This is a genomic window from Mangrovimonas sp. CR14 (assembly GCF_011764015.1).
GTDB lineage: Bacteria > Bacteroidota > Bacteroidia > Flavobacteriales > Flavobacteriaceae > Mangrovimonas > Mangrovimonas futianensis.
On sequence record NZ_JAAFZY010000001.1, the window covers coordinates 631,213 to 651,607 of the forward strand.

Consider the following 20,395-nt stretch of genomic DNA (forward strand, 5'->3'; position numbering starts at 1 on the left):
GGGGGCAATTATTAAGTAGTTGGAGTTTCTTCATCTTGAATGATGGGTTCATTAGGATCTTTACCTTTTAAATATTCAGGTAATTCCATTCCAGCCATGTTGAACATTTCCTGTAAAGGCGGAACAGATTGATATAAGCCTGATAAAAAGTTGGCTGTAGATCCTTTTCCGTCCTTACTTTGACCATTTTCCCAAACAGTCACTTTATCTATTTTAATATTTTTAATAGCCTCTGCTTGGATTTTTACCAATTCTGGAAGCTTGTCAGCAATTAAAAGTAATACAGCATCTCTAGAATTGTTTCCTGCTGCTTTTACAATTTGATCAAGACCTTGAGCTTGTTTTGTTAATACTTCAAACTGTCCTTGTGCTTCGGCTTGTGCTTTAAACAAAATGGCATCGGCCTCACCCCTAGCTTTTCTTCTGATTCTTTCAGCTTCAGCTTCCGCATCGATTTCTGCTTTGCTTTTTTCGATTTCAGCTGGGATGATAACATCAGCAATTTGAGAAGATCTTTCTCTTTCAGACCTGGCCATCTCTGCTTCTTTTTCTGCAGCGTAAGATTCTTCTAAAGCTTTGGCTGCTTGAACTTTTTCAGAGGCAATAGCCAATCTTTCTGCTTCTGCTTCTTTTTGTCTTCTTAGAGCATTGGAATTTGCCACCTCAATTTTTGCCGTGTTTTCTCCATCAACAGCCTTTGCATTTGCAGCCGCAACTTGAGTTCTTTCGTCTTGAACCGCATTAGCCTCACCAATGGACCCGTCTCTATTTTTTTCTGCTACTGATTTTCTGGCCGCGTTAATCGCGTGGGCAGCTGCTTCCTTACCTAAAGCTTCGATATAGCCAGATTCATCAACGATATCGGTAATGTTTACGTTGATAAGTTTAAGTCCTACTTTCTTAAGTTCAGATTCAACACTTTGGGAAATATTGGTCAAGAACTTGTCGCGATCGGAATTGATTTCCTCAATATCCATGGAAGCTACAACCAAACGCAACTGTCCAAAGATGATTTCTTTAGCCAATTCTTGAATGTCCTGTAGACCAAGTCCTAAAAGACGTTCGGCAGCATTTTGCATCACCCCCGGTTCTGTGGAAACCCCAATGGTAAACCTTGAAGGAACATTAACACGAATGTTTTGCTTACTTAGGGCATTTACCAGATTAACCTCAATAGAAATGGGTGTTAAATCCAAGTATTCATAATCTTGAATTACAGGGATAATCAAAGCTGCTCCACCATGGATACATTTGGCAGATTGGCCTCCGCCAACCTTACCGTAAACCACCAAAATTCGGTCTGAAGGACATCTTTTATATCGCTTGATAAGAACGACTAGGATTACAAAGAAAAATAGAATAGTAAAAATGATTCCTAAGGGCAAACCTAGGTCTGTCATTTGTAATAAAGGTATAGTCATGGTATAGATAATTAGGATTGTTTTTTAATTATTAGGATGCCATTGGCGGTTATTTCAGTAACAGAAATTACTGAGCCGGGTTTTAGATCTAGACTTTCATCTGTTATAGCTTCAAGTTCTCTCAGGGATCCTTGAACATTTATATGTACTTTTCCAATGGAAGAACGATTTTTACCTACGGTTAAATATACTTCCCCAATAGAATTGATGGCATTTTTATAGTCTAGGGTACCACTATCGTTTAACTTTTTCATATAGTGGAACATGGTTGCCATTATGGCCATCATAATCAATCCGCAAAAGAAAGATATTAAAATGGTTAATGGCTTTGAAAGACCAGCATCCATGCAGGCGATACCAGACCATCCAAATATGGTAAAGAAACCAACTAGGTTCTTGAAAGTTAAAAATTGGAATCCAATTCCTGTATCTGTTTCTATTTCTGTATCAACATCTCCTAAATCCGTTTCTCCTCCTAAAAGGCTTAAAATTAATGTGATAATAAATATTAATGAACCTGCAAGGGCAATGGTCCAATAGATTTTTGGAAATGTTTCCATGGTAGTATACCAATCCATCATAGTAGTTAGTTGTTAGTAAAGTTGAAAGATAAACTTTTTATAAAAAGAAAAAACTTACAAACGTCATGTTTTTTCCTTTACAACTTATGAGTATTCCAAAATCATTTTTTGTTACAAATAAAAAAACCCAAACGCTTCGTTTGGGTTTAGATTCTATGTCTTTTTAAACTTATTTAAATCTATAATTAAGACCGAAAAGAAGGTTGCCTTTTGGCATGGGAACTAAGTTCGTTTCATAATATTCTTCATTAAAAATATTGTTGGCAAAAACTGAAAGTTCCAATTGGTTGATGATAACCGATAACCCAGCGTCATACACGGTATAAGCTTGCCCAGAGGTTCTTTCGGCATATTTATATACCATGGTAGGTTGTAAAATATTAAAGAATCGTCCTTTATAGGTTGCGGTTACTTGATGTTTTAAAGAATTGATGGAATAGCGCGAGAAAGCGATGTCTAAATTTTTGACTTCATCATCAATAAAGGTATAACCTAAATCCATGAGTTGTGTATCACCTGCTATATTAAAACGATAATTGATATTGGCCTCAAATCCTTTGGTGTTCAAATCTCTGATATTGGTAGCTTGCCAAAGATCATCTTCATTTTCCTTGACATAGTCAATCAATTTTTTGGAATCACGATTAAAGAATGCCAAAGATCCATTCCATTTTGCACCTAGATATTTGATACCTATTTCCTCTGCTATGGCCTCTTCAGGATCCAATTGGTCATTACCCAAAGTCGTTGGATCACTGTAGTACAGGTCGGTATAGGTTGGAATTCGGTAAGTATAACCAACATTTCCATAAAATTTAAATTGTTCTGAAATGGAATACCCAATGTCAACCCCGGGGAAGGCATGAAACTTAAAATCTGAAAAATAGGTCAGAGCAACACCAGGAGTCACATCTAGTTTATCATTTAGAAACTTGAAACGATGCTCGAGGAAAAAATTGGTCATGAAGCGTTCGCGGTCCCCTAAATTATTGCTGGAAAGATATACTTGTGCCAAATCAACCCCAAATCCTGTTGTTCCTAAAGAAGATGAATAAGATCCATGAAGTTCGGCAGCAACTTTGTTGGTGATATGTAAATTTCTGTAAACCTCGGGATTGGTACGAATGAAAACATATTCATCCTGATTTCTTCTCCAGTACAATCTCGGTTTTAAGGTGAGGTTGTTATGTTTGTAAACCGAAGAAAGTCCTACCAAACTTGCTTGGGTTTCTTCATATTGATCAGTTGCAGATGGGGTAGAATAAAAACCATTGGCACCAAATTTACGCTCCTGAAATGTTGCAATGAGATCAATAGGCATATGGTTCTTGTTGAAGCTACTTTTGATAAAATAGTTCTGGTTGTCATAATCGGTATTGTAGCGATATCCTTCAGAAGTGTTTCTGGAATAGTGCACCAAATGAGAGGTGTTCTGTAAATTACTGCTCACCGTAACTTCTGCATTTTTTTGACCAAAAGAGCCACCTTGAACTCCTAATTTTACCTGGTTTTCCAAAGCTTTTTTAGTAACAATGTTTACTGCACCAGTAAAAGCATTTTGACCAAAAACTCTGGCTGCCGGTCCTTTTATAATTTCTATGCGTTCTATGACATCTAAAGGTAAGATAAGGTTCATGGTATGATGACCTGTTTGAGCGTCTTCCAGTTTTATTCCATCTATTAAAAGAAGGGTTTGGTCAAAACTCCCACCTCTAATGTATAAATCAGCTTGGGAACCGGCGGTACCTCTACGTCTTATATCGACCCCGGCTACCTGCTGCAATAAATCTACTACGTTGGTAGCGGCACTTTTTTGGATCATTTCCGAGTTGATGACGGTGATGGTTCTAGAATTTTCTTTAAATGGAAGTTCAATTCTGGAAGAGATAATCACCACTGAGTCTAAATCTTGTTGAGGGAAATCCTGAGCTTGTGTCAAGAAGATACCTGCGAGAAAACTAGCTAAGAGGAGATTTAATTTCATTGTATATTTCATTAGGGATTTTTAAAAAACGATGCAAAATTCGTAATTTTCCGGATTAGTAAGCTAGTCCAGTTTTAAATCAATGAATAGTCCGGATTTAGATCGAGTAAAACAATTAATACAAGTCGATAAATCGGCTACCCAGGCCGTTTATGTTCAAATTTCCCAACAAATAATCAATGCTATACAAAGGGGATATATTACTAAAGGTACAAAACTTCCGGGTACACGGGTGTTTTCCAAAGCTTTAAATATACATAGGAACACGGCTGTGGCTGTTTACAATGAATTGGCAGCGCAAGGATGGGTAGAAATCTTGGCAAATAAAGGATCTTTTGTATTGGTTCCAGAAAGGAAGAAAGAAGCGATTGTAGCACATGGATTTCAAGTAGATCAAATCAATAGGTATCCCGATAAAACAGGTTTTCCATTTCAAGCTTCTTTTCATTTGGCTTCTACCAGAGAATATTCAGAAGCAAAAATTAGTATCAATGATGGTCAGCCAGATTTGAGATTGCATCCTACCCATCAGTTTTCTAGATGGTACAATTCGACTTTAAAACGTAGAAACTTGCCGAGTAAATGGCATCAAAATGAGGACTCCTTCTATTTTAATTATGAGACTCAGTTGTGTAACTTTTTGAATGCTACTCGTGGGTTCAATATGAAGCCTCAAAATTTGATTAGTACCAGAAGTACCGAAATGAGCTTGTATGTGGTCTCTCAATTGCTTTTGAAAAAAAGGGATGTGGTTTTGGTAGGTGATTTAAGTAACTATTCTGCCAATAGAATCTTTCAACAAGTAGGTGCCAATGTAAAAATAATTCCGGTTGATCAAGATGGTTTGGATGTCAATTATATAAGAACCCATTTTATCAAGAAATCTATTAGGTGTGTCTATATAAATCCGCAAAGGCATTATCCCTCCAATCAAACATTAAGTGCTGAAAGGCGTCTGCAGCTTTTGGAGTTGGCCAAAGAATATCAATTTGCCATCATTGAAGATGATTTTGATTATGATTTTCAGTATGAAGGGTCTCCTATGTTGCCTTTAGCAAGCTCTGATACACACGGAATGGTAATTTATTTGGGCAAGTTTGGTCAATCTTTATTTCCGAGTTTTCAAACCGGTTTTGTAGTGGCTCCTAAAAACTTGATTTCTGAGGCTAAAAATTATTTGGAGTTACTAGATGCCCAAGGCGATATGATTCAGCAACAAATGCTATCTGCGCTTATCTATGAAGGTGAAATCCACCGCTATTTAAAAAAGAATGTGTTGCTTTATAAACAGCGACTGGAGGTTTTATGCAACCAATTAGATTTTCATTTTGGAGATATTTTAAAATGGGAAAAACCAACTGGTGGACTTGCGATTTGGCTCCAATTTACTAAGCCAATTTCCTTGGTTCGTTTTACAGAAGAGAGTGTCAAGGAAAATGTCTTTCTTCCCAAAACTATTTTATATCAAGATAAGCATACTTGTGCCATCCGTTTTGGGTTTGGTCACCTTAACGAAACAGAAATAGAGTACGTTATAGATAGCTTGAAAAGCGCCTATTTAAGGACAGTAAAATCTCACTAGGCTGAGAATATTATTGAATGAAATCAAATTGTGGAATGCTTGAAGTTTGTATTATATTTAGCAGATAAATAAACGCTTTCATGATTCATCTTTCTTCCTTAGACTTTGTTATAATTGCTTTGTTCTTTGCATTTTCTATCCTAATTGGTATTGTAGTCTCCAAAAAATCAGGGGAAAATAGCTCTGAGTTTTTTCTTTCTGGACGAAACATGCCGTGGTGGCTGTTGGGGGTATCTATGGTAGCAACAACCTTTGCAGCTGATACACCTGGATTGGTTACTGAATTAGTGAGAACCAATGGAGTTTCTGGAAACTGGGTTTGGTGGGCTCTGTTGCTTACAGGAATGCTCACTGTTTTCTTTTATGCCAAACTATGGCGAAAGTCTGGAATTACTACGGATTTAGAATTTTATGAATTGCGGTATTCCGGGAAACCAGCTAGTTTTTTAAGAGGATTTCGAGCTATTTATTTGGGGGTTATTTTTAATATAATCACCATGGCAGGTGTTTGTTTGGCCGGCTCTAAAATTGCCAATATTTTATTGGGATTATCCCAACAAGAAACGCTGCTATATTCTTCAATTATAGTGGTGATTTATTCCTCGTTAGGAGGTTTAAAGGGGGTATTGATTACAGATTTCTTTCAATTTCTTTTGGCCATGGTTGGGTCTGTTTGGGCCACAATTTATATTGTTAATCTACCTGAGATTGGTGGAATGGGAGAACTTTTGCAACATGAAAATGTTTCAGGAAAACTTAATATTCTTCCAGACTTCTCCAATACTGAAACATTAATAACGTTGTTTATCATCCCATTTGCGGTGCAATGGTGGAGTACTTGGTATCCCGGAGCAGAACCCGGAGGTGGTGGATATATTGCACAACGTATGTTAGCTGCTAAGGATGAAAAGCACGCCACTTGGGCGACTCTGTTTTTTAATTTTGCCCATTATGCTTTACGTCCGTGGCCATGGATTCTAGTAGGTTTGGCTTCGTTGGTTGTGTTCCCTTCCTTAGAAAGTATTGGAGTCGCCTTTCCCGGTTTGCATGAGGATATGCACGGTCATGATGTGGCCTATGCGGCTATGATGACTTATTTGCCTGCTGGCTTAATCGGTTTGGTGATTACCTCTCTCGCAGCCGCTTTTATGAGTACGATTTCCACACAATTGAATTGGGGTAGTTCCTATATTGTTAACGACTTTTATGGAAGATTTATAAATGAAGGTGCTAGCGAAAAGCAGAAAGTGCTTGTCGGAAGAATTTCAACAGTCCTTTTGATGGTTTGTGCTGCTTTATTCTCCTTTTATATCAAATCAGCTAAAGACGTTTTTGATCTGTTGCTTCAAATAGGAGCGGGGACTGGACTGTTGTTTATTCTCAGATGGTTTTGGAAACAAATTAATCCGTACAGCGAGATTGCCGCCATGGTGATTTCATTCATTATTGCGGTAGTGTTTTTTGTTAATGGAAAATTGGAACAACCTTGGTTTGAGTTACAAGGCTATATGCAACTGATTATTGGTGTGGTCTTAACAACTATTGGGTGGATTGTTGTGACCTTAATGACCCCGCGAAGTAATCAAGAAACACTTGACCATTTTGAAAATGTAGCCTTTGGTAATGAAAGTAAATTCAAAAATATTGGTTATAAGATATTAGCTTTCTTTCTTGGTGTCATAGGAACTTATAGCGTGTTGTTTGCTACTGGTTATTATATTTATGGGAAAACCTTGGCAGCATTCTTATTGACTGTTGTAGCAATCATATGTGCCTTTGTTTTGAAAAGAATTTGGAACAAGGTTCTTGATGAGGTTGAATAGATTTAAGAAATGTACTTTATTTCTTTAGTAAATTTGAAATGGTCCATATCAATAAATTTATTATCACCTTTGTTTGTGGCATCCAAAACATCAGCAGATAGGGTTTCTGCAATCTGAATAGCCACATCAAAGGCCTCGATTTTATCTTGTGTGGAATAGGCCTCAATCTTTTGGTTTCTGCTGTGAAATAAGTTCAATTTAATTATGTCTTGATTTCTACTAGATTGGGCAGAGACTGCTCTCATAGTTACTGTTTCTGTTGTGGCAAATACAGAGACATAGTCTATTTCTGGTAAGTCCTGCCAATTTCCAAAACTGAGACCTAAAAAGGAGGTGATATTGCGATATTTTTTTGAATTTAAATCGATTTCAGTGCCTTGTCGCTTGAGGGTTTGGAAAACCAAGACTAATGGCACAATGGCTAATATCCCAAATAGAAGTATAAATAGTGGGATATTAATAAGAAAGGTGACTCCTAAGATGGTTTTCCAAAGGGGTACTTTTTGGATAAATTTAATGGTTGGGGACATGGCTAGTTGATTTGTTTGGTTCTGGCTAAAATAAAAAAACCGTAAAGAAAAACTTTACGGTTTTAAAAATTATAGCGAAATAAAGCTTACTCGACTAGAATAATGGCTTTATTATCTTTCATTTCTAAAGTTCCAGAGTTAATTTTAAGTTTTAAAAGTTTGTCTTCTGGTACCAAAGACCCATGCAGTTCATCATAAACCAATTTACTATCGGAATGCGTATGAATTTTAATGGTTCCTTCTTTCAATAACGACACAATAGGTGCGTGGTTATTTAACATTTGAAACTCTCCCATAGCTCCAGGCACAACTACAGAATCAACTTCTGAACTGAAAATGGTGGCTTCTGGTGATACAATTTCTAAATACATAGTTTCTTAGTATTTAGTAATCAGTAATTAGTAATTAGTGGATTAAAGCCAACTGCATACGGCATACTGCTTACTGTTTTACGCTTCCGCTAACATTTTCTCTCCAGCTTCAATAGCATCTTCAATAGTTCCTTTAAGGTTGAAAGCTGCTTCAGGTAGGTGATCTAATGCACCGTCCATAATCATGTTGAAACCTTTGATGGTATCTTTAATATCTACCAAAACTCCAGGAATACCAGTAAACTGCTCAGCTACGTGGAAAGGTTGTGATAAGAAACGTTGTACACGTCTTGCTCTTGATACGGCCAATTTATCTTCTTCAGATAATTCTTCCATACCTAAGATGGCAATAATGTCTTGTAATTCTTTATAGCGTTGTAATAACTCTTTTACTCTTTGTGCACAGTCATAGTGCTCTTTTCCTAAAATGTCTGCAGTCAAAATTCTAGAAGTAGAATCTAACGGGTCTACCGCTGGATAAATACCAAGCTCAGCAATTTTACGAGACAATACGGTTGTAGCATCCAAGTGGGCAAACGTTGTTGCAGGCGCGGGATCCGTTAAGTCATCCGCAGGTACATAAACCGCTTGTACTGATGTAATAGAGCCTCTTTTGGTAGAAGTAATACGCTCTTGCATCGCACCCATTTCTGTTGCTAAAGTTGGTTGGTAACCTACCGCAGATGGCATACGACCTAGAAGTGCAGATACCTCGGAACCAGCCTGTGTAAAACGGAAGATGTTATCAACGAAGAAAAGTACGTCTTTTCCTTGTCCGTCTCCAGCTCCATCACGGAAATACTCAGCAATGGTCAAACCAGATAAAGCAACACGTGCACGTGCTCCTGGTGGCTCATTCATCTGTCCGAATACGAAAGTCGCTTTAGAGTCTTTCATAACGGCTTTATCTACTTTTTGAAGATCCCATCCTCCGGCTTCCATAGAATGGATGAAGTCATCACCATACTTGATAATTCCAGACTCAAGCATCTCTCTTAAAAGGTCATTTCCTTCACGAGTTCTTTCACCTACACCAGCAAATACTGATAAACCACCGTGACCTTTTGCAATATTGTTAATCAACTCCTGAATCAATACCGTTTTACCTACACCGGCACCACCAAATAATCCAATTTTACCTCCTTTTGCATAAGGCTCGATCAAATCGATTACTTTAATACCTGTAAATAAAACTTCGGTAGAAGTTGATAAATCTTCAAACTTAGGGGCTTCCCTGTGAATTGGAAGTCCGTTGTCTCCAGTTTTTGGTAAGTTTCCTAATCCGTCGATGGCATCACCCATTACGTTGAAAAGACGTCCGTAAACATCGTCTCCAATTGGCATTTGGATAGGAGATCCTGTTGCAATAACTTCAGTCCCTCTACTCAAACCATCGGTAGAGTCCATCGCAATAGTACGAACAGTATCCTCACCAATGTGAGATTGAACTTCAAGTACTAATGTGGAACCGTCTGGTCTGCTAATTTCTAATGAATCATAAATCTTTGGAAGTGCAGTCTCAGAACCAAATTCAACATCGATAACTGGACCTACAATTTGTGCAACTTTACCTGTAACTTTTGACATTACTTATGTATTTAATATTATGCAATTTAATTGAATGAAAACGCCTCTGGTTTTCGCGCTGCAAAGATATGTTTTTTAATTTAATATAAAATATGTTTTTAGGGTTTTTGGCTTCAAAAAAAAACGCCCACTTTTAAGGGGCGCTTTTTTTTATGCAATGTGTTGGATTACTGAATGTAAACTCCTGTAAAATCTACTGGATTAACCCCTTGAATATTCGATCCGTATTTGGCGTTTATCACTTCCAAAATTTTGTTTGCAATTACCGAATAACCTCTTGGAGATGGGTGAATTCCATCTAAAGAAAAGGTTCCTCCAGTCACGTAATCTGCAGTCATAAATGCACTTCCAGCTTGATATCCAGTGTTGGCCACTTCTGTAAAAAAGCTATTGACATCAAAAAATGCCAAATCGTTGGTCATCGCTGCATTTTCAATGATATTGTTAAAGGCCGAAATAGCATTGTTGACATCTTCTTGTTCTTCTGGTAAAAGGACCCATTGGTCATCCATGGCATAGGTAATTCCTTCTAAGGAAAACATGCCTGCCAATTGTTGGGCGGAGGCAGCTGGAATACCATTATTAATCAATTGGGTGGCCAAAGCGGTTGCCGATGCCATATTTGGAGTTCCAATAACTGAACTGCTCGTTAAGACAACTAAGTCTTCAGCAGTGGCTTGTCTACATTGTCCGTACTGTTGCCCTAAAATATTTGCGATAAGTGGCGCTGCTTCTGGAGGTAAACCAAATTGACCAATAAAAGCAGGAAAAGTAGGACTGCTGTTCAACGCAAATTCAATAGAGGCTGAAATATCTGTTAAATTTTCATCTTTGATGACAATGGCACTTGCTGCATTTTCATTGAATATAATGGCTCTTTCTGGTTCGCCTAATGCAGTGAAAACACCATTTAAAGCGCCAAAGATCATATTTAGAGTCGGTATTTGCGGACCAAAATCTGGATTGGTTGGGTCTAATGGCGCATATGGCACGGTATTGAAATATGGGGTAGAAGTCACATCAGGAATATTCATAATGACCCCTTCTGCACCTCCTGAAACCATGGTTTGAACCAAGCCATTGTATACTTGGGCAAAGACATTGGAGTTAGTAATATCATTAGAAGCATAGGTCGATGGGTCTAAATTCCCAGTCACATTATGATCTGTCCCAGACCCACCAGATGCTGCGTAACCCAAAACGTCATTATTTCCTATCCAAAGAGAGAAAAAGGTTGGATTCATAGCCATGGCATCAGCTATAACAGTCGTGTTTGGTGATGTTGCCATTCTCACAAAATAAGGATTAGCAGCTCCAACAGCTAAATTGGCAAGGTTCCCATAGCCAGGAGCTACCAAGTGGTATGTTTTGGCTCCAGGAACTCCCATGTTGTTGAATGGACCGTTTAAAATATTTGATACTTCAGTAGAAGGCGTACCGCTAACCACTGAAGGTGTTTGTGTAGCGATATCGAAAAACATTCTAGGAGAAGCAATCGGATTTCCTCCTAGTAAAAGACCTCCAATGTCGTCATTCATATAGGGTTGTGTAAAATCTCCTCCTCCAGCCAAGGCAAATTGACCAGCCAATAGGTTTGGGAAGGATACCTCTTGTCCCATAGCAAAAAGGGCATTGTCAGAGTATCCTGCTGTTAGTGAATTTCCAACACTTACAAAGGTTGAAAAGTCTGCCGATCCACTACTGTATTGAATGTCCGGATTCCCTTCTACAACCTCATTGTTGACAGGGTCTGAAAGAGCGTCTATGTCGCTGTCACAGGCATAAAGTGCTAGTGAAGCAGTTAGAATTAAAGAAATATATTTAATTTTCATAACCAGTTTTTTTAATTGTTGAATGTCCAAGAAATGTAATAAAGAGCTCCTACTGCTCCGGAACCTGGAGCACTTACATATTCATAGCCCAAAATGTTGGAGCCTCCTAATTTAAAAGTTGATTTGATACTTGGAATGGTATAATTAATTTGGGCATCAACGGTACTTCTAGCGGGTAAATATGCATCAGCAAAGGATGATTGCCATAGGTAGGTGTCATTCCATCTCCAATTCACATTAAAACCAAAATTTTTAAACAATTCGTTGTGACCTAGACTTGCTTTGACTTTATGTTCAGGGGTATTGAAGGATGTTTCAAATCCTGGGTCGCTTGCTTCATCAAAATCCAATTTGGCATAGGTATAGTTGACACCAAAATTAAACCCATTCCATACTTTGGTATTAAACCCAATAGAGGCACCATAAGAATTGATATCTGCCGTTGAATTTGTATAGGTTTGGTAAGCTTGGTAGTCACCATTTTGTAATGCTAATAAGGATAAACCATTATCTCCAGCTTGTCCGTATAAAGGAGTTAGAACCGTTTTATTAGAAATAAAATCTTCATATTGGTTATAGTAAACACTCAAATCAATATTGACGCGTTCTACAATACCACGATACCCCACTTCATAAGCGGTCACTTTCTCCGGTTTAACTAGACCCACATTAATAGCTGTTGGATTACCAGCATTAACAGATGCCAAGTCAAATGCATTAGAATAAGCATCACCTCCATTCAACTGTACATTTGGAGCTCCTACTATGGCAGCACCGTTCGTACTTAAAGGTGCGCTTGTAGCTGTATATCTGTCTAGATTCGATGGAGAAGAACCGACCAATATGGCACGACCTGCATTTAAACCAATAAATAAATCTTGAGTTGTTGGATTTCTAAATCCTGTTTGGTAAGAAGCGCGAATGTTGTGCTTTTCAGCTTCATCTGCAGCATAAACAAAAGACACTCTTGGAGAGAAGAAACCATCGAAAAATTCTGATTTGTCATAACGAACAGACCCAGTGAATTTTAATCGGTCACTTAATAATTTTTTCTGAAGTTGAACATAGGCTCCATATTCATTATAATCAATAGAACCATCATAGTCTGTGTAGATAGTACCTCCAGAATTCAAGGAATATTGTCTGTAAGAACCTCCAACCATGATGTCAACTACATTAATTAAATGACTTAAATTGTAATTGGCATCCACGTGGTAAATTTTGGAGTTGTCCTTAAACTTGGCACCAGTTTCTAGGTTAGGATCAGAAGTAACTCTGTCGAAAGTATTGTTAAATGCATCCGTTCCAGGTATCAATCTTCCAGTATCTGCGGCAGAACGTGCTGCAAGGTGTGCTGCCGCTTCTTGTTCTGAAGTTGGGTCAAATATACCTTGTCCCGCTAGATATCCCAAATAGGCACCAGCATAATCGGTGAACCATTGGGTATCTCCTTTCCATGCTCTGTTCATATTAATCGCTGCAAAACGAGAATCATATGAATTACCAGCCTTTTCCGCGGTAGTGTATCCTCTTACAAAAAAGTTCTTGTTTCTTATTTCCAACTTATGTTGTTGCATTAAGAAATCTTTGATGGAATATCTATTGGCTCCTTGATAGATGGTGCTTCCTCGCCCTATTTTGGAATTCCATATGATTTCGAAATCATTTTCCCAAGGTCTATAATATAGTCCAAAGTCAGCCTTTAAACTTTCAGCATCGTAATTCATTAAATCTACTTCGTTATAACCAGTCCTTGATACCATTGAAGAACCATAATTAGTTGCTACTGGTATTGGCAGTGCTCCAGCAGCAATTTCATCAAAATTTAAAGTAGTGGATACTTCATCGCCGTATACATTTAATCCGTCATATCCAGGATCATTTCTGTTCCAACCTGGATTGTTGAAGTCTCTATAATCTGTAGCATACCATTCCGTACCATTTAAAAATGATAAAGATGCTTTAGCTGCAAATTTTTCACTGAATTTATAAGCAGCTCTTATTCCTACGTCAACATATGTATTATCCCCGGCATTTTGACTAGAAGTCATCCCTGTTTTGCCATAAACACTAATACCAGAATGCTCAAAAGGATTCTTACTGGTCATGAACATGATACCATTGAAAGCATTTGCTCCATATAGTGCAGAAGAGGCACCAGGCAATAATTCAACGGAATTAACATCTAATTCTGACATCCCCAATAGATTCCCAATCGGGAAGTTCAAGGCTGGCGATGAATTATCCATGCCATCCACCAATTGCATAAATCTTGAATTGGCAAACGTGGCAAATCCTCTAGCATTTACCGATTTAAAAGTTAAACTATTGGTGTTTATGTCAATACCTTTTAAATTTTCTACAGAATCATAGAAGGATGCCGACGCTGTATTCTTGATTTCCGTGAGATCCATTCTTTCGATGGTCACTGGGGATTCCCTTATTCTTTCGGGAGTCCTTGATGCAGAAATAACAACTTCATCCAAAGAAGTTCCTTCTTCAAGGATAAAATTGACTTCCTGACTATTTTGTGTGATTTCCATGGTTTCAGAAGTGAATCCTACGCTACTTGCTTGGATTGTAAACGGAGGGTCCTGTTCTACTGAAAAGGTAAAACGACCGTCAAAATCGGTTGCCGTTCCTTGAGACCTTCCCATTACCACTACATTTGCTCCAGGTATGGGTTGTCCATTATTGTCCGTAACCGATCCTGAAATTGTTGTTTGAGAATATGTTGTAAAACATAGTAACAACAAAAACATCGATAGAATTGATTTCATTTGTGAGTCTTGGTTTTTGATTAATTCGATTAGCAATATATATAAATATGGGGCAAAATAATGCATTTTTCTCAAAAAAGTATGCATGCATAGTAAATTTTCTCAAAAAAGATATGTTAAATTTGATTATTTACTATTTGATAGGCCTTTAAAATAAAAAAATCCCGAAGAATTCGGGATTTTATATAATTGAAAATCAGTAAGTTATTCAACTGTGACTGACTTGGCTAAATTTCTTGGCTGGTCAACATTTTTTCCAAGCATAACTGCTATGTGATAAGATAAAAGTTGCAATGGAATAGTTGTTACCAATGGCGAAAGGAATTCTGATGTTTCTGGAACCTCGATAACATGATCTGCTAATTCCTTTACGTGAACATCCCCTTCAGTAACAATACCAATTATTTTCCCTTTTCGAGATTTGATTTCCTGAATGTTACTTACAATTTTTTCGTAATGCCCCTTTTTAGTAGCAATAACCACAACGGGCATGTGCTCATCGATCAATGCAATAGGACCGTGTTTCATTTCCGCAGCTGGATAACCTTCGGCATGGATGTATGAAATTTCCTTAAGTTTTAAGGCGCCCTCTAAAGCTACTGGAAAATTAAAACCTCTTCCTAAATACAAGAAATTTCTAGAGTCTTTATATATATCTGCAATGGTTTTTACTAAATCGTCTGATGTCAAAGCTTTTTCCACTTTAGAAGGAATGCCTTCCAGCTCAAATAGATAGCGCCTAAAGTCACTGCTCGATATGGTGCCCTTAGCTCTAGCTAATCTTAAAGCCATTAAACTTAAGACGGTAATTTGGGTCGTAAATGCTTTAGTAGAGGCTACCCCAATTTCAGGACCAGCATGAGTGTATGCTCCAGCGTTCGTCTCTCTGGCAATAGAAGAGCCCACCACATTACACACGCCAAAAACAAAGGCTCCTTTAGATTTGGCCAATTTAATGGCTGCTAGGGTATCTGCTGTTTCTCCAGATTGCGAAATAGCGATAATTAAATCTTTTTCTGATATGACCGGGTTGCGATACCTAAACTCAGAGGCATATTCAACCTCTACTGGAATTCTAGCTAAATCTTCAAAAATATATTCAGCTACAATACCCGCATGCCAAGAGGTTCCACAGGCCACTATGATGATTCTTTCGGCATTGAGGAATTTTTTCATGTTGTCCTCAACTCCTGCCATTTTTATAATGGCCTCATCGGTCAAAAGTCGCCCTCTAAAGGTATCTAAGATAGCACTTGGTTGCTCGTAGATTTCTTTGAGCATAAAATGCTCATAGCCTCCTTTTTCAATTTGCTCCAAATTCATTTGAAGTTCTTGAACATAGGGATCTACTAGGCTATCATCTTTTATTTTGCGTACTTTTATTTCTTTACCTAAACGTACAATAGCCATTTCTTCGTCTTCAAGATAAATGGCATTTTTGGTATACTCTAGGAAAGGAGAGGCATCACTAGCAATAAAAAATTCGTTGTCTCCAATTCCGACAGCCAATGGACTTCCAAGTCTGGCAATAACGATTTCTTCTGGTCTGTTTTTGTCAAAAACAGCAATGGCATAGGCACCAACAACTTGGTTAAGGGCTGTTTGAACAGCTTTTCCTAGTTTGACATTTTCTTGCTTCTTAACATCTTCAATTAGGTTTACCAAAACTTCTGTGTCAGTATCTGACTTAAAGTGGTATCCTCTTGAAATCAATTCCTTTTTAAGGGACTCATAATTTTCAATTATCCCGTTATGAATGATGACTAAATCACCAGAATTTGAATAATGTGGATGGGCATTAACATCATTGGGTTCCCCGTGGGTTGCCCATCTAGTGTGCCCTATCGCTAATTTTCCTGTACTTGGGATTTCTTTTGAAACACGATCTTCTAAATCAACTACTTTACCTTTGGTTTTACAGACGTTTAAATCGGTACCATCAAATAAAGCAATACCAGCACTGTCATAACCTCGGTATTCCAATCGCTTCAAGCCTTCCATGACTATGGGGTAAGCTTCACGGTGTCCTAAGTAACCAACAATTCCACACATAGATTTTTAATTTTGATCTGGTTCTGAATAAAATATTTCTAATTCTACCCTTTTATCATCAGGTACGTTTGAATTACCACCATGCAAAATAGTTCCTTTCGGGGATAGAACTGTTCCAGGAGAAATTTCTTTTACCTCTTCCCCATTTTTTATTTCAGAATTTAAAACACTATTCCTATTAACGCCATTTATGACTTCTGGAGCATATAGGATATTCGTAGTGACCATCAAGCCAAGGCTGAAATTAGTTGAATCACGAAGTAGAATATTATTTAGGTGTTCAGTAATCCTTAACTTATATCGATAACCTCTACCATTTTCATCTTTCTCCAAAATGGTAGAATGATAAACTTTTGAATAAAGAGGTGAATTAGCAACAGCTGAAGTGAGATCGTAATTATAATCTATTACAGGTATATTATTTTTTAGGTCATAGAGAATTACCCGCTCTGGCTCTTGAGATTCCTCTTGCGCAAAAACGGCATCTTGATCTACATAGAACACCATGTTGGCCTCATTAATAAGTCTGGTAGGGTTGCCATTATCATCCTTAAAGGAGCTAATAAAATCATCATATACCGCCTCATCTTTGAATAGGTCAATGATTGCAACTGAGCCTTCTCCTCCTTTTAAAAATAACTGCTCGTCACCATTGAATTCATCTGCATTGGCATCGGCATTTTCAATCAGGGTATTTGAGGGATCATTTTTAATAATGGATACTCGGTTACCAGAAAATGACATTTCAAAAATATCCTGATCTCTTACAGTGTCTTCTTCATCATTGGTGTAATATAAATTAACACTAGCGCTTGAAGCTTCAAAATTCAACATGAAATAGCTTCCTTGACCATTCACTGGCTCTACTTTAAAGTATAAACCTCTGAAGAAATTGGTAAAATTATTTCTATTGCTCAACTCTGGCTGAAAAGGAGCTTCTGTATCTGGCTCTTGTGGTTGTGGAGGAAAAAACAATTCCTGCCAAAATGAATCTGGTTGTTCGTTTAATTTTAGCCTTAAACTTGGAGCAATTCTTCTATCTTCAATATATGTAGGCAGACCATCGTCGTCATATATAATCTCACCGTTATCATCTCTTTCATAATCTCCCAGGCTTATGGCGTTTGGGTTAATTGTGAAATTCTCATTAACATAAAGTAATTCACCTTCGTTATTACCATTGTCAAAAGCACTTAAATCAGAATAGTAGAGTTGTTCTACCACTGGTTCTGATGCTTGGTCGTAATCACTTAAAAAATAATTAGACCTGTAAACTGACAATTTCATTGGCGCTTCGTTAAAGATTGAATCCAATTCATAGATTGAATTTCCTTCCGAGTCAGTACCAGTGACATTTGAAAAATAAGGAATGGTTACTACAATCGAGTCAAAAACAGGTTCGGTACCCCAATCTGGATTGTAGCTATCAGGTATAATTTGGGTAACCACATGGGTTGTGGTTTGCCCAAAGACAGGATCATCATAAATTCCTAAGCTGTTGGCAGGTAATCCAGATGTTTGCACTGCGTTGAGCATCTTGTTATACGTTGCAATAGGATATCTAACACTAGAAGTGTTGAAATTATGGTTTCCTTGCAAGTCACTATCTGACGATATAAATTCTTTTTTACAACCTGTTAAAAGGAGTGAAAATATAGCAAATGCACCAACTGTTTTTAATAGATTCATGTTTCTTTTCATAGAGGTTTTAGGGGTAAAACGTTTAACCTAGCAATTCATTGTAAAACTCGGTATAAGCATCTGAAAAATCATCAAATGGTTTAAAATCCAATACCGGTTTGTTGGAGTTGGTTAAGTAGTTTTCCAATTCATCAGGGATGACTTCAGAACCTACAATTAAGGCATCAGAATTGTCTATGGCTACCTTCATTAAGTTGTTGTAGGTTGGTTCTTCCAAGGTATTGACCATGGCATCACTGATATTGTCAAATTTAATTTTCCCAGACATGCCTTTATTCAATGTACCATCAAAGCTCTGTCCGTAAATAGAAGTTACTATTTTACTTTCGTTAAATAAGGGTTCGTCTTGATAGTATTCTTTTAGATAAAGAGGCAATAAAGAAGCTAGCCATCCGTGTACATGAATAATGTCTGGAGACCAATTTAATTTCTTAACCGTTTCAATAACACCTTTTGCAAAAAATATGGCGCGCTCATCGTTGTCTGGAAAGAGATTACCTTCTTCGTCGGTTAATGTTGCTTTTCTTTTGAAATATTCGTCGTTGTCAATAAAGTAAACCTGAATACGTTCCTTTGGGATGGAGGCTACTTTAATGATAAGTGGCATATCTAAATCATTTATGACCAAATTAATCCCTGAAAGTCTAATCACCTCGTGTAGTTGGTGTCTTCTTTCATTAATATTACCATATCTTGGCATAAAAATCCTAATTTGCCCACCTTGTTGGTTTACCATCCTTGGGGCTTCAAACGACATGGAAGAGATTTCGGTTTCGGGTAAATAAGGCACTACTTCAGATGATACATACAATATCCTCTTATCTTTCATAAACTTGTAAGTTTTTGGCAATTCAGAATAAAAAACATGCGAAATTACAAAATTTTATGCAGATTCCCTTTAAAATATTAATTTTGCGCCCGTTAATTTTTTACTAAATATGCCGATTTTCAAGGATAAGAAAAGTTTGCAGAAGGTTATTCATGCCTACAAGTCTAAAGGAAGTAAAATAGGTTTAGTGCCTACTATGGGGGCTTTACACGAGGCCCATCTGTGCCTAGTTAGGGAAGCTTTGAATGATAATGATTGGGTGGTGGTGAGTATTTTTGTGAACCCAACCCAGTTTGATAAAAAGGAGGATTTGGATAATTATCCACAAACTTTGGAGCAGGATGTTACTTTGTTAAAGGAGGTTTCCCAAGATATTTTGGTTTTCGCACCATCTGTTGAGGATATGTACGAAGGAAACACGGTGGCAGAGCATTTTGATTTTGGCGGTTTAGAACACGAAATGGAGGGTAAATTCAGGACTGGCCATTTTGATGGTGTGGGAACCATTGTAAAGCGCTTGTTTGAAATCGTTGAACCAGATGTCGCCTATTTTGGAAAGAAGGATTATCAGCAGTTACGGATTATTGAGAAAATGGTCGAAAAGCATCAGATTCCCGTATTGATTAAGGGTTGTGAAATTCACAGAGAGCCCAATGGATTGGCGATGAGTTCCAGAAATATGAGGCTTACTCCAGATCAACGAGAAAAGGCTTCTGTAATCTATAAGATCTTGAATACTGCCAAAGAAAAGTTTGGCACAAAAAGTGCTAATAAAATTACGGAGTGGGTTGAAAAACAGTTAGCTAAGCATGCCATGTTTCAATTGGAATATTTTACTATTGCTGATTCGGAAACCTTAAAACCAATTCAAAGAAAGTCTAAAAACAAACATTACAGAGCGTTTATAGCGGTATACGCTGATAAAATAAGATTGATTGATAATATCGCTTTAAATTAATTACCTTTGCCACATGCAAGTACACGTAGTAAAATCTAAGATTCACAGGGTAAAATGTACAGGTGCAGACCTAAATTACATTGGGAGTATCACTATTGATGAAGACCTAATGGAGGCTGCTAACATTATCCAAGGTGAGAAGGTTCAAATAGTGAACAATGATAATGGAGAACGATTAGAAACTTATGTGATTCCTGGACCAAGAAATAGCGGAGAAATTACATTGAATGGAGCGGCAGCAAGGAAAGTATCGGTTGGAGATACTTTAATCCTAATATGCTATGCCATTATGGAATTTGAGGAGGCCAAAACGTTTCAGCCTGCTCTTGTTTTTCCGGATGAAAGCACCAATTTATTGAAATAA

At 37.5% G+C, this 20,395-nt stretch carries 15 protein-coding genes; 4 read left to right on the forward strand and 11 right to left on the reverse strand.

Going from position 1 to position 20,395, the window contains the following annotated elements; translation table 11 throughout:
* Positions 1-11 precede the first annotated feature (11 nt).
* The 3 genes from GZ212_RS02785 to GZ212_RS02795 form a co-directional block, all read right to left on the reverse strand.
* A complete protein-coding gene (locus GZ212_RS02785; protein ID WP_166957068.1) occupies positions 12-1,421 on the reverse strand; it encodes a flotillin family protein in 1,410 nt (469 codons plus the stop codon).
* A gap of 11 nt (positions 1,422-1,432) precedes the next feature.
* Positions 1,433-2,002: a hypothetical protein gene (locus tag GZ212_RS02790; RefSeq protein ID WP_166957070.1), complete on the reverse strand. Its 570-nt coding sequence runs from the start codon at positions 2,000-2,002 to the stop codon at positions 1,433-1,435.
* 169 nt (positions 2,003-2,171) lie between these two features.
* Positions 2,172-3,998, reverse strand: coding sequence for a TonB-dependent siderophore receptor (locus GZ212_RS02795; protein WP_166957072.1), 1,827 nt, complete (start codon positions 3,996-3,998; stop codon positions 2,172-2,174).
* 70 nt (positions 3,999-4,068) lie between these two features.
* Between GZ212_RS02795 and GZ212_RS02800 the strand changes: the two genes are divergently transcribed.
* Positions 4,069-5,568, forward strand: a complete 1,500-nt coding sequence (locus GZ212_RS02800; RefSeq protein WP_166957074.1) for a PLP-dependent aminotransferase family protein — start codon at positions 4,069-4,071, stop codon at positions 5,566-5,568.
* Between the two features lie 80 nt (positions 5,569-5,648).
* A complete protein-coding gene (locus GZ212_RS02805) occupies positions 5,649-7,391 on the forward strand; it encodes a sodium:solute symporter family protein (protein WP_206080366.1) in 1,743 nt (580 codons plus the stop codon).
* A 2-nt stretch (positions 7,392-7,393) separates the two neighbouring features.
* Here GZ212_RS02805 and GZ212_RS02810 read toward each other — a convergent pair whose 3' ends face one another.
* The 8 genes from GZ212_RS02810 to GZ212_RS02845 all read right to left on the reverse strand — a co-directional run bounded on the left by GZ212_RS02810 (position 7,394) and on the right by GZ212_RS02845 (position 19,073).
* Positions 7,394-7,921 carry a hypothetical protein gene (locus GZ212_RS02810; protein ID WP_166957076.1) on the reverse strand — a complete coding sequence of 176 codons (528 nt, stop codon included), beginning with the start codon at positions 7,919-7,921 and terminating at the stop codon, positions 7,394-7,396.
* An 86-nt stretch (positions 7,922-8,007) separates the two neighbouring features.
* Positions 8,008-8,292, reverse strand: coding sequence for a F0F1 ATP synthase subunit epsilon (locus GZ212_RS02815; protein ID WP_053970970.1), 285 nt, complete (start codon positions 8,290-8,292; stop codon positions 8,008-8,010).
* A gap of 78 nt (positions 8,293-8,370) precedes the next feature.
* A complete protein-coding gene (atpD, locus tag GZ212_RS02820) occupies positions 8,371-9,879 on the reverse strand; it encodes a F0F1 ATP synthase subunit beta (protein ID WP_053970971.1) in 1,509 nt (502 codons plus the stop codon).
* A gap of 167 nt (positions 9,880-10,046) precedes the next feature.
* Positions 10,047-11,711, reverse strand: a complete 1,665-nt coding sequence (locus GZ212_RS02825; RefSeq protein ID WP_166957078.1) for an SGNH/GDSL hydrolase family protein — start codon at positions 11,709-11,711, stop codon at positions 10,047-10,049.
* 11 nt (positions 11,712-11,722) lie between these two features.
* Positions 11,723-14,491 carry a TonB-dependent receptor gene (locus tag GZ212_RS02830; protein WP_166957080.1) on the reverse strand — a complete coding sequence of 923 codons (2,769 nt, stop codon included), beginning with the start codon at positions 14,489-14,491 and terminating at the stop codon, positions 11,723-11,725.
* Between the two features lie 204 nt (positions 14,492-14,695).
* Positions 14,696-16,543: a glutamine--fructose-6-phosphate transaminase (isomerizing) gene (glmS, locus tag GZ212_RS02835; RefSeq protein ID WP_166957082.1), complete on the reverse strand. Its 1,848-nt coding sequence runs from the start codon at positions 16,541-16,543 to the stop codon at positions 14,696-14,698.
* Between the two features lie 6 nt (positions 16,544-16,549).
* A complete protein-coding gene (locus GZ212_RS02840; RefSeq protein ID WP_166957084.1) occupies positions 16,550-18,244 on the reverse strand; it encodes a DUF4270 domain-containing protein in 1,695 nt (564 codons plus the stop codon).
* 22 nt (positions 18,245-18,266) lie between these two features.
* Complete coding sequence (locus tag GZ212_RS02845; protein ID WP_053970974.1) at positions 18,267-19,073, reverse strand: glycogen/starch synthase; 807 nt, start codon at positions 19,071-19,073, stop codon at positions 18,267-18,269.
* A gap of 109 nt (positions 19,074-19,182) precedes the next feature.
* Between GZ212_RS02845 and panC the strand changes: the two genes are divergently transcribed.
* Complete coding sequence (panC, locus tag GZ212_RS02850; protein ID WP_166957086.1) at positions 19,183-20,031, forward strand: pantoate--beta-alanine ligase; 849 nt, start codon at positions 19,183-19,185, stop codon at positions 20,029-20,031.
* A gap of 13 nt (positions 20,032-20,044) precedes the next feature.
* On the forward strand, positions 20,045-20,395 hold the full coding sequence (panD, locus tag GZ212_RS02855) for an aspartate 1-decarboxylase (protein ID WP_166957088.1): 351 nt from the start codon (positions 20,045-20,047) through the stop codon (positions 20,393-20,395).

Excerpts from the sequence above, each read along its gene's own strand:
- glmS (WP_166957082.1), bottom strand. The coding sequence starts at position 16,543 with ATGTGTGGAATTGTTGGTTACTTAGGACACCGTGAAGCTTACCCCATA.
- GZ212_RS02825 (WP_166957078.1), bottom strand. The coding sequence starts at position 11,711 with ATGAAAATTAAATATATTTCTTTAATTCTAACTGCTTCACTAGCACTT.
- GZ212_RS02785 (WP_166957068.1), bottom strand. The coding sequence starts at position 1,421 with ATGACTATACCTTTATTACAAATGACAGACCTAGGTTTGCCCTTAGGA.
- GZ212_RS02830 (WP_166957080.1), bottom strand. The coding sequence starts at position 14,491 with ATGAAATCAATTCTATCGATGTTTTTGTTGTTACTATGTTTTACAACA.
- atpD (WP_053970971.1), bottom strand. The coding sequence starts at position 9,879 with ATGTCAAAAGTTACAGGTAAAGTTGCACAAATTGTAGGTCCAGTTATC.
- GZ212_RS02815 (WP_053970970.1), bottom strand. The coding sequence starts at position 8,292 with ATGTATTTAGAAATTGTATCACCAGAAGCCACCATTTTCAGTTCAGAA.
- GZ212_RS02800 (WP_166957074.1), top strand. The coding sequence starts at position 4,069 with ATGAATAGTCCGGATTTAGATCGAGTAAAACAATTAATACAAGTCGAT.
- panC (WP_166957086.1), top strand. The coding sequence starts at position 19,183 with ATGCCGATTTTCAAGGATAAGAAAAGTTTGCAGAAGGTTATTCATGCC.
- panD (WP_166957088.1), top strand. The coding sequence starts at position 20,045 with ATGCAAGTACACGTAGTAAAATCTAAGATTCACAGGGTAAAATGTACA.
- GZ212_RS02840 (WP_166957084.1), bottom strand. The coding sequence starts at position 18,244 with ATGAAAAGAAACATGAATCTATTAAAAACAGTTGGTGCATTTGCTATA.
- GZ212_RS02810 (WP_166957076.1), bottom strand. The coding sequence starts at position 7,921 with ATGTCCCCAACCATTAAATTTATCCAAAAAGTACCCCTTTGGAAAACC.
- GZ212_RS02795 (WP_166957072.1), bottom strand. The coding sequence starts at position 3,998 with ATGAAATATACAATGAAATTAAATCTCCTCTTAGCTAGTTTTCTCGCA.
- GZ212_RS02790 (WP_166957070.1), bottom strand. The coding sequence starts at position 2,002 with ATGATGGATTGGTATACTACCATGGAAACATTTCCAAAAATCTATTGG.
- GZ212_RS02845 (WP_053970974.1), bottom strand. The coding sequence starts at position 19,073 with ATGAAAGATAAGAGGATATTGTATGTATCATCTGAAGTAGTGCCTTAT.
- GZ212_RS02805 (WP_206080366.1), top strand. The coding sequence starts at position 5,649 with ATGATTCATCTTTCTTCCTTAGACTTTGTTATAATTGCTTTGTTCTTT.